Annotated in this window: 15 protein-coding genes and 2 pseudogenes; 11 read left to right on the top strand and 6 right to left on the bottom strand. The window is 59.1% G+C overall.

Annotation, left to right across the window (positions count from 1 at the left end):
• Window positions 1-119 precede the first annotated feature (119 nt).
• Window positions 120-298 (bottom strand): annotated as a pseudogene (locus U1701_RS18255) (IS3 family transposase); the annotation flags it as partial.
• 569 nt (window positions 299-867) lie between these two features.
• Between U1701_RS18255 and U1701_RS18245 the strand changes: the two are divergent.
• Window positions 868-1005 carry a hypothetical protein gene (locus tag U1701_RS18245; protein ID WP_332783997.1) on the top strand — a complete coding sequence of 46 codons (138 nt, stop codon included), beginning with the start codon at window positions 868-870 and terminating at the stop codon, window positions 1003-1005.
• Between the two features lie 89 nt (window positions 1006-1094).
• Here U1701_RS18245 and U1701_RS18835 read toward each other — a convergent pair whose 3' ends face one another.
• Window positions 1095-1463: a PilZ domain-containing protein gene (locus tag U1701_RS18835; RefSeq protein WP_443026100.1), complete on the bottom strand. Its 369-nt coding sequence runs from the start codon at window positions 1461-1463 to the stop codon at window positions 1095-1097.
• Window positions 1464-1635: 172 nt separating this feature from the next.
• Between U1701_RS18835 and U1701_RS18240 the strand changes: the two genes are divergently transcribed.
• Window positions 1636-1944, top strand: a complete 309-nt coding sequence (locus U1701_RS18240) for a hypothetical protein (RefSeq protein ID WP_332783996.1) — start codon at window positions 1636-1638, stop codon at window positions 1942-1944.
• Between the two features lie 101 nt (window positions 1945-2045).
• On the top strand, window positions 2046-2333 hold the full coding sequence (locus tag U1701_RS18830; protein ID WP_443026099.1) for an integrase core domain-containing protein: 288 nt from the start codon (window positions 2046-2048) through the stop codon (window positions 2331-2333).
• A 361-nt stretch (window positions 2334-2694) separates the two neighbouring features.
• On the opposite strand, the gene U1701_RS18825 is transcribed toward U1701_RS18830, so the two are convergent.
• The gene (locus U1701_RS18825) at window positions 2695-3096 is read right to left on the bottom strand and encodes a BLUF domain-containing protein (protein ID WP_443026098.1); all 402 of its coding nucleotides are present in this window, start codon (window positions 3094-3096) and stop codon (window positions 2695-2697) included.
• Window positions 3097-3495: 399 nt separating this feature from the next.
• Here U1701_RS18825 and U1701_RS18230 point away from each other — a divergent pair.
• Together U1701_RS18230 and U1701_RS18225 are read left to right on the top strand one after the other, a co-directional pair.
• Window positions 3496-4618, top strand: a pseudogene (locus U1701_RS18230) (IS3 family transposase).
• Window positions 4619-4685: 67 nt separating this feature from the next.
• Window positions 4686-5021 (top strand): PilZ domain-containing protein, encoded by a 336-nt coding sequence (locus U1701_RS18225; protein WP_332783998.1) that lies wholly within the window; start codon window positions 4686-4688, stop codon window positions 5019-5021.
• A 482-nt stretch (window positions 5022-5503) separates the two neighbouring features.
• Here the strand turns inward: U1701_RS18225 and U1701_RS18220 are convergent, their stop codons facing one another.
• Window positions 5504-5740 carry a hypothetical protein gene (locus tag U1701_RS18220; RefSeq protein WP_332783995.1) on the bottom strand — a complete coding sequence of 79 codons (237 nt, stop codon included), beginning with the start codon at window positions 5738-5740 and terminating at the stop codon, window positions 5504-5506.
• 133 nt (window positions 5741-5873) lie between these two features.
• Window positions 5874-6032 (bottom strand): hypothetical protein, encoded by a 159-nt coding sequence (locus U1701_RS18215; protein WP_332783994.1) that lies wholly within the window; start codon window positions 6030-6032, stop codon window positions 5874-5876.
• 1450 nt (window positions 6033-7482) lie between these two features.
• Here U1701_RS18215 and U1701_RS18205 point away from each other — a divergent pair.
• The 6 genes from U1701_RS18205 to U1701_RS18180 all read left to right on the top strand — a co-directional run bounded on the left by U1701_RS18205 (window position 7483) and on the right by U1701_RS18180 (window position 13237).
• Window positions 7483-7686, top strand: a complete 204-nt coding sequence (locus U1701_RS18205; RefSeq protein ID WP_332783993.1) for a hypothetical protein — start codon at window positions 7483-7485, stop codon at window positions 7684-7686.
• A gap of 35 nt (window positions 7687-7721) precedes the next feature.
• Window positions 7722-7898, top strand: coding sequence for a hypothetical protein (locus U1701_RS18200; RefSeq protein ID WP_332783992.1), 177 nt, complete (start codon window positions 7722-7724; stop codon window positions 7896-7898).
• Window positions 7899-11962: 4064 nt separating this feature from the next.
• Window positions 11963-12232 (top strand): hypothetical protein, encoded by a 270-nt coding sequence (locus U1701_RS18195; protein ID WP_332783991.1) that lies wholly within the window; start codon window positions 11963-11965, stop codon window positions 12230-12232.
• 10 nt (window positions 12233-12242) lie between these two features.
• Window positions 12243-12563, top strand: coding sequence for a hypothetical protein (locus U1701_RS18190; RefSeq protein ID WP_332783990.1), 321 nt, complete (start codon window positions 12243-12245; stop codon window positions 12561-12563).
• Window positions 12564-12664: 101 nt separating this feature from the next.
• On the top strand, window positions 12665-12820 hold the full coding sequence (locus tag U1701_RS18185; RefSeq protein WP_332783989.1) for a hypothetical protein: 156 nt from the start codon (window positions 12665-12667) through the stop codon (window positions 12818-12820).
• Window positions 12821-12877: 57 nt separating this feature from the next.
• Window positions 12878-13237: a hypothetical protein gene (locus tag U1701_RS18180; RefSeq protein ID WP_332783988.1), complete on the top strand. Its 360-nt coding sequence runs from the start codon at window positions 12878-12880 to the stop codon at window positions 13235-13237.
• Between the two features lie 254 nt (window positions 13238-13491).
• Here U1701_RS18180 and U1701_RS18175 read toward each other — a convergent pair whose 3' ends face one another.
• Complete coding sequence (locus U1701_RS18175; protein ID WP_332783987.1) at window positions 13492-14001, bottom strand: MarR family winged helix-turn-helix transcriptional regulator; 510 nt, start codon at window positions 13999-14001, stop codon at window positions 13492-13494.
• Window positions 14002-14460: the final 459 nt, after the last annotated feature.

The following is a 14460-nucleotide window of genomic DNA, read 5'->3' as shown; positions in this document are numbered from 1 at the left end:
GAAAACCATCCGTACCGCGCGTTCGCGAACTTCCGGCGCAAACTTGTTCGTCGTCTTGCTCATACAGGCTCCACCTTCTCAGGAGTTGGAGCCTCCGGCAAACCCGGCGCGGTTCAGACCGCGTCATCGACGCTTATGGACCAGTGCTGGTTCAGGCACTCCGCCCTGAACTTGCCGTTCAAGATTTCGACGAAGGCGTTGTCGACGTGCCGGGTTGCGAGAAGTCCAGCACGACGCCTTTCATGCACGGCCGCAGGTCGAAGTCTCGGGAGACGAACTCGCTGCCCTGATCGACGCGTCTCGCCCAGCGAGATCTCGGGCCAGCGCCCAAGCGGTAATGTTCGCTGCTGCCCGTCGAAGCGGTGGGTCATCCGCCAGTATGTGATGCCGCTGGGGCGCAGCGCACGGCTCCAGGCTGCCTGGTCCGATCGGGCCGCGCGGTACTGGTCTCGCCCACCGTTCCGCCCGACCCCGCGGCTGATCGTCGATGGCGCGGGGTCAGGCTGAGAGGCGATCGACTGGAGCGATTGAGCTGCCCCCTTCTGAGTTGTCCATTGACTATGAGAGTCTGGATCAAAGACGGGACGACGAATGCCTGCCAAGAAGCACAAGCCCGAAGAGATCACCGGGAAGCTGGCCGTGCAGCGACCCTCACAGTTTCACCGCCTTGAGCGGAAACCAGATCCTGCCGCATCCGCGGCCAGGCACGCCGATCGACGCGATCGGCACCACCAGCGCGCGTAGCCGAGTGCTTCATCCGGAAGGACCAAGCCTACTTATGCATGCCACCACTGCCAGCCCGCGCCGTATCTGGGGGACAAGCGCAACCTGGCGAAGCGCCTGAGCGGCATCCGCGGCCGCTTCATAATGTCGATCAACGACACGCCGTTCATCCGCAAGACGTTTGCCCGGTTCAACGTCGCCGAGATCAAGACGACCTGGTCGTTGTCGACCTCGGCCACCGGTCGAGCGCAGAAGGTGACTGAGCTAATTATTCGAAACTGATCGTCGGGTATCGCCGGGGTATCGGCCCCGGCGGCCCGTTCTCGAGTGAGGGATTTCCGCCGCTTTTTCGCGACGCGGCGGGGGGTATATCAGGGTAGAAAGCCGGAGCGTGGATCGGCGACGATCCGGCTAATCTTGTGGCGTTCCGCCATCATCCTCAACACCGGAGCGCCAAGCGGCTGATTAAACTTAATCCCCGAGGACGGCCCATCTGACCAAATTACACGAGACCACAGCGGATTCAGCATTGGGAACGTAATCGAGACGAGGTCTCCGATCGGTAGTTCAAACGGCAGCCAGACACGGCAACCGCTGTAAGAAAGATCACTCACTTCTGCATTAGTGCTGCCCAGCCGGGAGTTTCCCAGTTCCCCTTCGATCACTACCGATTGCCGAACCCCATCTCTGCGGTCTTTGCTGGGAGGTTGTCCGCGCTGGGAGCTTCTAGTAGATATCATGATGACCCCCGTTTCTTCGGTGGCACTGCAAGCCACATGCGGTAGCGTTCCATACAATTAACAGCTTTTTCGTTATTTGTAACATTAAGCGCGTTCGCGCCTATGTGCCGACACGACGACCCTTATCCCGTGCCCCCAGCGCATCCGCCTCGACGCAACGACGCTGCGCCCGGTGACCATCCTTAACCAGTCCGCCGCGACGCTCGACGTGAGCCGTGCCGGCGCGTTGGTTCGAGTGATCAGCCCGAACACCACCACGCTGACCATATCGAACGCAGTACCGGCAAACTGGTCCTGCCTGGTCTACCGCGAGGGCGCCGGGGCTGTGCTGTTCGCGATGGGCGCGGGCGGCGTCCTGACGCAGGACCAGGCGTTTGACCGCATGCGCGCTCGGGTCGCTCGCCACGCTGATCTGCACATCTCGCACCAGCTCGGCCGCGTCCGTGATGCTCGCGGGAAGCCTGACCTCGTGAGCGCGTAGCCGAGCTAATCATCGCCCGGGGGCCGCCAGCGCATATCAGGTCCGACAATGGCAGCGAGTTCATCGCTGCCGCGGTCCAGAAATGGCTCGGCCAGGTCGGCGTGAGGACGCTGTACATCGCACCAGGCTCGCCATGGGAGAACGGCTATAACGAGAGCTTCAACGGTTCGCTTCGCGACGAGCTGCTCAACGGCGAGATCTTCTACAGCCTCGCCGAGGCAAGGGTGCTGATCGAGGCGTGGCGGCGTCACTATAACACCATCCGACCACACAGCAGTCTGGGCTATCGACCTCCGGCGCCAGCCGCGGCGACACCACCATTGCCGGCCTCCGGTTCCACTTCGCTCCACCTACGCCCGGCAATGGCGGCGGCGACAACAATGCACTAACTAACTGCCCGGACCACCCCGTGGGGGCTACTCATCGACGATCAGGGAAAAATATCGAAGGTGTAGGAATGAGCTGGAGGAATGCACATCCGAGCCGAGAGTTCGCGGTCGGTCGCGCAGCGAGCAAACCAATGATCACTCCACTGAAAATTTAAGTCTCTATCGTCGTGGAAACAGCCTATCGAATACCCCAGTGACCGCAGATAGTAATAAGGTGACTGACACGGTCGATGCAATAACAGTCATATATTATGGGGTCAATCTATATAAGATGAAGAGCAGTTCAAGACTTAATATAATGCGCGAGGTACAGATCCACCGATCAAGAAGTGCGCGAGCTAACTAACCCGTTGCTGACGTATCAATTTGCCAGTCGCGCGAAACCGATAAAAGCTGCCATCAGTCTGACGTCGGCGATCCTGCTAACGCTGGCTTTGACATCTGCAAGGAGTTCCGCGCGCGTAAGGTTCTTTTCGAAGCCTATGCATGCAAGCGCAAAATTATGAAAGTTCCGGGCAGTGATGTGATTAGCAGCTATGTAAGAGATCCTGTCATGTCGGTTGTCGTTGGCAATGCGACACATTAGAAGACGGACAGCGCCTACCTCTCCTTCGATAACCTGCATAAACCGTCTACTGTCATGAACTAGGAGACCGGTAATGCCGGCTTCGCAATTTTGGGCGGACGAACGCTCGCATAGAGATGCTAGGTCGGTGAGGCCAAAGCGAAAAGTCGCGCAACTCGAGTAAGCTAATTGATACACAGCCTCTCCTGTTTCGCGGCTGTTAGCTAATCAACTCCCTGGTTCATGGACTCCGCGACTCGTCAATGCTCCAATCCAATGCCGATATCGATAAACCAAGTTAACCACGAATCTATGTTTTTACAAAATACTCTTTGTTCGTTTATGGCCGACATCGCAACCGCCGGAAGAGCGGGTTCCGTGCTGCTCATCCGTGCTCATCGAGGGCCAAGGCGGCAGCGGCGTTGGGATGGTATGCGAAGGTTTGCCTGTTTGATCTCCAGTTTTGTGTTCTGATGGTGGGAGGTGTGGCCGCTTGGGCTACTACCGAGTTAGCAGACCTTCGTTTCATTGCGAGTGACGTGCTCCCCTGAAACTCCGCCGGTTTGAGCTAGAGTTCGCCTTCGTGAGGAGACGGACGTGAAGAAGAGCAGGTTCACCGAGGAGCAAATCATCGCGATTTTGCGGGAGCAGGAGGCGGGCATGAAGACCGCCGACCTGTGTCGTAAGCACGGCATCAGCAGTCCGACCTTCTACGCGTGGAAGGCCAAGTACGGCGGGATGGACGTATCGCAGGCCCGCAAGCTCAAGGTGCTTGAGGAGGAGAACGGCCGGCTGAAGCGGCTGCTGGCGGACGCGATGCTGGACAATGCTGTGCTGAAAGAGGTGGCGGCAAAAAACTGGTGAGGCCCGCCGCTCAGCGGAAGGCTGTCGAGCATGCTCGGCAGCTGTTCGGCATCAGCGAGCGGCGGGCCTGTACCATCTTCGGCGTGGATCGGACGTCGATGCGCTACGCGCATCGGCGATCTGATGATGGCGACCTGCGGTCGAGCTGCGGGAGATCGCGGCGGAGCGTCGCCGCTTCGGATACCGGCGGCTGGGGATCATGCTAGCTCGCGAGGGCCTGGTCATGAACCACAAGAAGCTGCTGCGGCTGTACCGCGAGGAGAACCTGCGTGTGCGGCGCCGGCGCGGTCGCAAGCGAGCGATGGGCACGCGGGCGCCCATGACGCTGCCTCAAGGACCGAACCAGCGCTGGAGCCTCGACTTCGTCAGCGACACGCTGATCAGCGGCCGGCGCATCCGCATCCTGGCGGTGGTCGACGACTTCACGCGCGAGTGCCTGGCGCTGGTGGTCGATACCTCGCTGTCAGGTGCGCGTGTCGCCCGCGAGCTCGACGCCATCATCGCTGTGAGGGGTGTGCCGCCGCTGATGATCGTCAGCGACAACGGCACCGAGCTGACCAGCCTGGCGATCCTGAGATGGACGCAGGAGCGGCCTGTCGAGTGGCACTACATCGCGCCGGGCAAGCCGCAGCAGAACGGCTACGTCGAGAGCTTTAACGGCCGCTTGCGTGACGAGTGCCTCAACGAGACGCTGTTCGTGTCGCTCGGCCATGCCCGCTCGGTGCTGCGGCTCTGGCGCGACGACTACAACCATGTGCGGCCGCATAGCGGGATAGGCGGGCTGACGCCCGCCGATGCTGCCAAGCGGGTTGTGCAACCCCGCCCCGATGGGCACCATGACAACCCCGGACTCTAGTTATGGCTGGAGGAAAAAAGGGGAGCACGTCACCAGATGTTCACAGGTGAGCTTTACACAGTCCTTTATGCCGACCGAACCATCCGAATTCAAAGGTTCTGCCCGGTTGGCGGCGGACGAACGCAAAGCCGTTCGCATTCCTGTCGATTGGCTGGCGACCATCGCTGCGGTCAAGTTCGAGACCCAACCGGTTCGCATTGTTGACTGCACCACATCGGGCTGCAGGATTGAAACAGCCTTCGCTGTGACTGTCGGCACATTCGTCCACGTCGCAATTCCAAAGTTCACCGAAGTCCCAGGCTGGGTCGCATGGAGCAGGCCGAATGCAATCGGAATCGATTTCAGCCACCCGTTACCTAACCTAGTGCTCGAACACATCATTAGGCAGAACGAGGTGGTGTGACCCGCTGTATAGGCGTCCGAATGACAGATCGTCCCGGATCGGGATTCATGTGAACGGTTTTGGTTGTCGCTACGGCCGTAGTGGGTAACAACGCCTGTAGAGCTTGCCGACCCAAGACGGTAGATGCTCGGCATCCCGCCTGCGGCATTAAGAGTGCCACCCGGAGCGGGCGGGATGCTTTACCTGTTTTTAGTTCTGTCTTTGTATCGCAAAGTCGAAGCCTTCGCTTCGGGGGCTGCTCAATCTTCGGCGTCCCGCTTAATTCAGTCACACCGACATGTGGGGCGTTTAGGGCTCGGGCAATTGGATCTGACGGACCCGACCCCAGCGAGTTAGTCGCTCATGACATGCTCCCGGTTTTCAGACCGCTGATAACTCAGGGTCAGGATCCATTTGAGCTGCTACCCGTTCTTGGATCACTCGGCTGGGCGTCATCCAATTCCTCAAGGCGTTGTCCGTCGGCGTGCCGGGTCGCGAGAAGTTCAACACGACGCCCTTCGTGTACGGCCGCAGGTGGAAGTCTCGGGAGACGAACTCGCTACCCTGATCGACGCCGGGTAACCGACCTCGCCGCAGATGCGATCCGGCACCTCGATCACGTCCGGCGCTTGGGAGCCGAACCGCGGCACCACTGCTGGCGAGAACCGGCTGAACGTGTCGATCACCGTCAGAATACGCAGCGTCAGTCCCGTGGCAATCTGGGCATGGACGAAGTCCATGCTCATACTTCATTCGAACACGACGACGCCCAGTGACATTCTCTTAGCTTCGTCCTCACCCGACGCTTTATGCCGCAACTGCAGCCCAACTCTTGTAAAGCCGATAAACACGCTTCGCGTTTACGTTTCAGCCCTATCGCCGGAGTAGCACATGGATGCGGCGATAGCCGTAGCGCACGCGCGCCTCGGCGATCTCCCGCGTCCGCTTCTTCAGCTCGCTTGATCGGCACGGTACCCACGATAGTGGTAGTTCGATCGTGCCGCCCGAAGCACGCTGCGTGATCAGCTGCATACGGGAACCCCTTGCGGTGTGAGGGATGTCGAAATGTGGTTGGGTTGAGCCGCCCAAACCTGCGGTCTGCTCACCATCGACGACCGTGGGGTGGCACCGACCCCACGAAGACGCTTGGTATTCCGAAAGCTAGATCCGCTTCCTGTAGCCCTATGCGGGTGGCGGCTTTGGCGGGAAACTGTTTTTGCGCACCGACGCGACCGCGCTCCGCGCCAACAAGTCGGGCGGCCGGTGAAGATGGCTATGCAGCGTCCGTTACTGCCAACAATTCGACGCACCGCCCGGCAACGTCGCAGCACATTCAGATCGGCGCTTCGCGAAGGGACGATCACTGCGATCGCATACGACAGCGGGTCCGGCAACCGGCCAAATGGCTAGCTCAAAACTGCGACGAACCAGACCAAGCCCCTCTACGCAGGCGCCAATCGCAGATTCGCGATGCTTTCGCCGTCAATTTGCCAGAGGGCGATGCGATGCGCGCGCCGGGCCTCATGGTGCTGGAGATTGCCACGAACGAGATGCCGAGGAGCTCGGCATGGATCCGATCGCGTTTTGCATCAAGAACGACACCCAGCCTGATCGAAAAGTCTGCTTATGCCTCCCGGCCGCTACCTATACTTACCTACATTGATAATCTTATAGGGTAGTGTTACCAAGAATCTGAATATGTTTTATATAATCGCACGACTCGGGAGACGTCGCGATGATCACTGACTATCTCAGGCGACAAGCGGTTGATTATAGGGATATTGCAAGCCGTACAATTAATCCGGATGAACTCGAATGGGCTTCGCTTTGTGCCGACCTTATAGAGGAGCAACTCGCGCTTCTTGAACGGACTGGTCACTGTCCCGAGGTGCCTCTTCCAGCTCGCCCTCGCGCTGACAGATAGCGCATGTATTGATTCGGCCAGCTCGCGCCCGTACCAATGCGACGGGCCCCTGCTGAGTGGCAACACCACGCTCCAACGTGAACCGGCCGCGTCGGATACCAGCAATTTGCCCTTTGATCTTGCCCCTATTTCGCCGGACAGGTTCAACCGCTTGAACCTGTCCGGCGAAATAGGGGCAAGATCAGCGAGGTTCTCGTCGATTGGCCGGATGGCGTCGCGGTCGCATTGAATCCGCAGGCGGCGGCATCACTCTCGGACCGGCTGCTCACGGTGCTGCGCACGATCAAGGCCATTGCATCGGCGCCGCTGGTGACAGGGAAATGGCGGTCGCGCGAGCCAAATGGGCTAAGGGCGTTGCCGTGCGAGGAGGGCTTGCAGTCGATGCCTGGGCGCGTAGGTTGGCCATATGAACCACGCACCCGACCTGAACGATACTATGGAGCGGCTAAAGACGTTTCCCACGTCTTGAAACCATAGTGAGGTGCTCGACGAGGAACTCGGCCTCACTGCGGACGACCTCGACGTACTGATCAGTTTTCGCCAAGGACTTCCCGAACAATGACTGAAGTCATGCGCCTAACCGAACGTGCGATCTGGCAAACTGCCGGCGAGATCGTCGAGCAGTACGGAGCGGGCGCAGCCGACTATATCATTTCGCAGCTAGGTGACGTCATTGAACACCGCGCGGCTGCGGAGGACTGGCGCCGGATTGCGGCTGCTGTCGATGCGATTATGGGCACAAAAAGGCAATCGGCGAATTAGCCGAATCGTTCTCGTCCTGTTCTAACGGCAGTACAGTGACCCGCTTCCGCCTCCCCGGCGCGCGCGACATGGCACGCCCGCTGCTCGATGGGCTTGCGTACGAATACTTCGCCCATCTCCCGCGAGCTTTCTCGGCGGACGTTGAGGTCGACGCATCGCTGCTGATCGAGGGAACGCCGTACGAGAAGAATCCCTCGCGGATCCGCGCATAGTTTGCGAGGTTGTCCGGCTGTTCATCAGCGGGGACGAAGTCTCATGATCTGGCGGTTGAAGCTTGCAGCTCACGTGTCTGCCGCGACGACACCATAGCCCGCAGGCACTACGGCTAACACCCTGCCACAATGATCCGGCCCATTAACTGCGCGGCATCGTCCCTCGCGTCCGGGGCGGGATTGATTTCGGGGGTTGAGTTGAAGTTTTGGCATCTGCCGCTACCTTTTGCAACACAACGCGCACAAGATGCCGGCTAGCGCTTCGATCGTCGCCCGTTGCGTCTTTCCACGAACCCTTTCCGTTGATCGTTTCGTGAACCGCGCGCGCAGCAGCCTGCAGTTGATCTTCGGAAATCATGCCGTCGCCCTTAGCTGAGTAGCGGAGACTAATAGACGAGACCGCAAGGACGGTCTATATTCCTTCTTTCCAAACCGTGCGCCGCTTCCCTCAAAGGAAGACGGCAAGGCGCTAACCAGGCGATCGTCGCGGTTTCAGTTTCCGCACGCTTCATGGCTACCTCTGTTAAGCATTTTGTAAGGAAGCGCGGAAATACTCAGACAGTCGCCGGGGCTGAACCCGCCCTGTCATCGGCCTCGGCGACGACTTTCCGTCATTGCCATTCGCCTGTTGCCATTGCCGCCTGAAGCGTCATCGCGTACCCGGCGACCAGATCGGCGTGATCGACACCGTTGATGATGCGCCGCGCCGAGACGAACTGCTTCAGCAAGGCGGGGCCCTTGTGCGGCAGTAGCCGGCGAAGCTTTTACTAGTGAACCACCCCTCGGTCGTGCCAGGTCCATGATGGACGCAGGTATGTCCGTCTCCATGGCGCAGTCAGAATTGAAAGGGAGCACGCCCTTCAACCTAAGCCCCTCGTAAGCGCGTTGGTAGTTGAAGTCATAAGTAAGCTGGACATCGCCTCGGCCGTACGCAATCTGCCCGTCATGCCAGCATAGTTTCCCATATGGCTTTCCGCGGCCGCGTCTGATCTCTGGTATCGGCTGCATCTTGCGGACGGTCTCGTGAAGCGACGTGGCCAGTCCGTACGCGACGTGCGATCGGCGACGCCGCGGCAGTGCACCCGGCAGCTTGGCCTGAACGCCGTCGACCTGTATGCCGTCAGTGTTCCAAACAGTGGGCGTATGCCGCAACGAACCTGGCCGGAGCGGGCAGCCCGTGCGCTGGACGCGCGGGCGCTTTCGCCGGTGATCCATCGCCACATTTGTAGCTCCAAGTTAAATCGGATTCTTCAAGATTCTGTATTGTTGCGCTGCGGTGGGGCTTTCTCCCCCTGTGCCCCCACCGCGCGGCCCGCCCGCTCCGCCATGGGCGGGCCGCACGTGCGATCCCCTCGCCGATGGCACCGCCACGCGACGCAGTGAACGCGCCGCGTGCCCTAAAGCGGCGCCGCCGGAATCGTGTCGATCAATAAGCCCCGGCAACGTCGCCAAATTTGCTAGCGGACATTTAAATTTCGTAACTGGGTGGTTGCTGTACCCGATCGATATCGAAGCGCGGTAAAGAGGAACTCGCCGGCAGACGGCACCGGCAAGGTCAGTTCCTAGAGCATAGCTGGCTCTAGCGCCGGCCATCACGGCAAGGATTAACGCTGCGGTCCTCAATAGATGGACGGTGCTCATGACAAGATAATTGTGCGCGCTGTTTTACATTCGCTCCAAATGCGCGGTGCGGAAGCACGACCCCGGCCCTCGGCACGGGCATGTGCGGCACGGTTGGCGCCGGCATTATCACATTTGTCAAACGAGGCGGGCAGAGTGCGCTCAACGCGCTGCTGCCGGGGACGTCTGCTGTCCCGCCCGAACTCAACTCAGCGCTCCACGAACTCGACACGCTCTATTGACGGCGCGCATTCGGAGACAACCGGAGGCGCGCCGGACCGCGGCGAAAACGGAGGGTCTTTGCCGCGGTCCATGGAGCAGTAGTTCGAAACCAATTTGAGTGCAATTAGTGTCGGTTGAATTGAGGGGTTCGATAGACGCATCCGCCAATCGCGCTTCTTCGCGCCTAAGAGATAAGCGCCCCGATCGTTTCGTGTGACACTTTGCGCCACAGGAAGCGATTGGGGCGCCGAGCTGGGAGTGTGACCAGCCCTCTCGTCCCCAGCCCGGCCGCCCAAGGCTCCCCCCAACCGGCGACAACAACCCGTTATTGTTTGAGCTTTGGAGAGAAAAATGCCGTCGGTATTAGCGACGAAAGCCCTCGCACGAGCGGCGCAAGGCCTGGCGGAACCTGCAAAAGTCTGGCCGCGAATCGTCCGCTCTTTGGAACGATCACCAGCGCACAGGTAGAGGGCGTCACGACGAAACTGGCTGCGTTCGCTGTCGTTGCCTCTCCAATCGCTTACGTTACGTTCGGGCTGGGCCTTCTTTCTGAGAAAAGAGCCGTGCGATGCAGCCGGTTTATAGGACTGGCGGGGGTCGGCAGGCTCTAAGACAAGGCGGCGCACATGCTGGTCAAGCGCTGTACGGTGGCGGTTTGCCGACGACTGAATGACCCAGCGGCCATCGCAGGACGATAAACCGCGCCTTCTGTAGCCGCATGATGCTGACCGATCGTCTTGGTTGCCGCCGAGGACGTGATAGTTGGTCCGGTCCTCGCCGAGGTAGAAGCCCACGTGGCCGCCACCAGAGCGCTCGAAGACCAGAACAGCGCCTGGAGCCAACCTGTCGGCGGTAAGGTTCGCGCCCCACGTCACCCATGCCTTGCCCACACCGCGATTGGAGCGGCGGCGACGCCATCCTCCGCGACGCACGTCGCGACGAACAATCCGCATTACGGCACGCTATCGGCGTTGCGGACCATGCCGGGCACCTCGATGCCGAGCTTCTTGCCCAGCCCATGATGGTCAGGGTGTTCGCTGTCTCAAAGGTGCGATGTGATGGCGATGTGGCCCGACGTTTCGATGCCGCACCGCTTGCATTCGCCCTTACAGGTGGTGACCGTCTCGAGCGGGGCGCCCGCACTTTGTCGTGAGTAGTGCCATAACCGCGTTCGTAGCGGCTGACTTTGACCAAGCCATCGGCACCACGTCCCATTTTTGCATGGTCTCGTCGACTCACTCTTGTTTGGGGGGGTCGACTTGCTGAAGGCATGTCCATTATGGCTTTAATATGACCGCTGATACGGCGGCATGGACGAAGGGGTTTATATGCTGACGAATATCATGATCGGCGCGGCCATCATTTGGGGCGGATCACTAGCTATCCTTATCGGACTCGCAATCTCAAACGGGATGACTGCTCGCTCGCAAGAACGTAATCGATCTGAGTAGTTACCGCCGCGTACGCTGCCCGCGGATCGTACGCAGTCTGCTCAACGTCATCCATCAGTCGATCGCTGCGACCGTGGTGCCGCGATCCCACGCCCATGTCATCGGCTATACGGAGCAGACGCACACTGATAGCTTCGACCGTGTCAGCAGTGGTGGCTTGAAGGCAGCAGCCATTGTGCACCATGTCTTTCGCCATACCGTAGAACAATTAACGACAATGGTAAGGACGTAGGCGGCGCGGTCCACGATCAGCCGACGCTAATACGTCGAAAGCAATTTACGCGGCACACGGTACAGCCAGAGCCGAAATTGACACAGCCTGATTTTTGTTCCCGCTCGCCACAATGCCCGTCATTCCAGCGAATACCCTTCCGTCAGGCAAATCGACGTACCGGGCTCGTGGATGCGTTTGGTTGCCTTCAGGTGGCGCAGGCGGCGCCGGTCCTTTTCCTTACCGATTGGCGCCAAGCTTCAGTTTGAGATTAGCGGGTGGCGATCACAATGCTGGAAGACCGAGAACGACGGCTGGCGACTGACGGGGTCTGCCGCGATCCGAATCAGGTCATACAGGTCGGCAGCAGCCGCGAACACGAAAGTCGGTGTGATCGGCGCCGGCCGCTCCTCAACCTACGACCCTGGCGCCCGTAGCAGGTCCAACGCACCATCTGCGTTGGCGTCCAGACCGTCAGGCCGGCCCCAGTTGGCGATGCGGCGAGGGACAGCGTGCAGGCAGTGCGAGTCCGCATAATCCACCACCCGAAAAACCTGCTCATGCCAGTTCTGGCAACGGCTGCGTACCTGCCGATGAATCGGGATTACGCGCCTTGGTATGCGCCAGGGCGAACCTTGCCATTTGACTACGACAAATTGGCGGTCACGCAGGGGGGCTACTTCGCGCGCGATCCGGCCACCTTCGACGGCATCTGGCACAGTGTCCGTGGCGGCAGGCTGTGGCAGTGCGACGACGATCCCCACAGGCGGCGAGATTATTTCGAGCGGTTTGAACAGCGGCTTACCAAGCAAGTCCAGACGATCGGTTGAGGATGAGACCATGGCACTTGAAGCGGAACAGGCCCAAGCGATCGCGGAATGCCTGGCGATGATCGACAACCGCGTGCTGGAACTGCGCGCCAAGAAGGAGCCGATCGGTTCCGCGCCGTTCATGCGAGCGAGCTATTACGCGGGCCTATGCGGAGCAGGTTGGAAAGTGTCGACGATGCTGTGGAAGGTCTCGGATAAGTTCCCGCAGGCGTGTAAACCCGGTCGCACTGCTACCGCTAGGTCGACAGCGAAGTTCGTGTTTGGCGGGCGGAAATCGAAGCGGCGAGAGTCGCGGGAGGAGCTCACCTGCGGTCCGTGCGGGCGTTTGTAAGGAATAAACAAGGCGGTCGATGGAACGGGACACTCATGGCTTATTGAAGTCACTAGAGATCCACGCAATAGTGATGGACTACTCTACCAAAGGATGTTTCCGTGAGCGAGTCGGAACGGATTGAACGCGTCCGCGAGCTAGCCGGCGGTCTTGAAGAATTCCTGGAATACGCTGACAACATTCAGGATTTTCTGCTTGCGGCAAAATTGGCCGATGTTCACGCCCTAGTCATGGATCGACACCTCCCTCCGGAGTGACTTGAATTGTAAAAAGACGCGCTGCACATGCGCGCCCCTTTTATAGCGAGAAAGCAGATGGTCCGGAATGACCGCTCCGCCAGCCTAGCGAACGCCATCATCGATTTTCGTCGCAAACGGGCGCAAGTGTTACCGCCGGTAATTTTTGGTGAGCCGGTCTGGGAGCTCCTATTAGAATTGTACGTCGCCGACGCCGAAGGGGTTCGCCTTACCGGAAAAGACGTGACAGAGAGATACAAGGTTTCTGTCGGAGTGTTTTCGAGGTGGCTTCGTTTCGCAGCGCAGCAAGGCTTGATTATTGGCGATGGGGCTGGAAATATAGCTGACCAGTTGACGCTTTCCGGCGATGGCATGGCGCGTATGGAGAGCCTGCTATCCGGAGCTAGCGACGTTCGAATGATGCTCGAAGTGGACTGAACTTATTCCTTGGGAAGAAAATCGTTATTATAAAAAAGCGTCGATGCCGGGGGCAAGTCCCCCTGCGGCTGGGCGGGAACATCCGATCCATATGTATGGATGAAGGCAGGACGGAAGAAAAGGAACCATCTATCTAATCCTGAGTGATAAGGTTACCGCTCGAAGGAGCATACGATTTGCGAATAGATGAAAGGCGACCCAACCAGGGCCTCCGGCAGACCCGCGGCGTTTCACTCCCAGCATCTTTCGCCGGACTAGCAACGTGCCTGGATCGGCGCTGAGTGAAACGATGCGAAGCGTTGGCGTATATCCGGGCTCATGAGGTTTTGCATCATCGTCCAGTAGCCTTGAACCGCCTGTTCGCCTGAAGCCGTATAGGCGCGCTCCATATTCTGCCGCATTTCCGCGAACAGTTCCGCTTCTAAGCGCCCTCCGTCCTCAGTTAGAAACACCAGTCGTTGACGCCGATCGCGATCTCCGACTCGCAAAGCTACGAGATTCGCACCAATCAGTTCGCGGATCACTCGGGAAAAGGACTGTTTTGTGACACCCAGCGTATCGTTCAGTTGCGAGATGGTCGCACCTGGTTTGCGCGCTACGAAATAGAGAATTCGGTGGTGTGCCCGGCCTAACCCCTTTTTAGCGAGCGAATCATCCGCGTGAGTCAGATGAGACCTGTGAGCAAACATGAGCAGATCCATGCCTCCGCGGATGCCGTCTTCGCGAAGATACTGGGCCCTTGGTGGTGTGATTATTTCTGTCATGTAACGACTATATCCCACAGTTATGCTGTCGCAACTGCGATGTTCGTCGCGGACGCTTGATGGCATATTATTCCCGCTGCGATGCCCTTCGGCGGGCTGCGGCGGCGGCAGCAATGAGATTGAGCGAGGAGCCAAATTTCCGCTAACGTGATTCTGTTATTGTGTTTCGAATCGAGCGATCGCCGGAAGAGCTATCCAAGGTATCGATCATCTCGCTTGTGACCCTCTTACACTTGGCAATTTCGGAGGAGGTCGCGTTCAGTGTATTGAAAAGGAAATGGACGGACATCTCCAGCTTCGTGCTCAGAAGAGCGCCGTGCATCCGATGCGGGGTCGATGGCGTTGAGCTGCCCCCTTCTGAGTGGTCCATCGACTATAAGGGTCTGGATCAAGGAAGGGACGACGAATGCCTGCGAAGAAGCACAAGCCCGAGGAGATCATCGGGAAGCTGCGTGAAGT

The organism is Sphingomonas rhamnosi (genome assembly GCF_036663615.1).
Lineage (GTDB): Bacteria > Pseudomonadota > Alphaproteobacteria > Sphingomonadales > Sphingomonadaceae > Sphingomonas.
The sequence above is the reverse complement of the archived record's forward strand: the minus strand, read 5'-3'. Positions and strand labels throughout refer to the sequence as shown.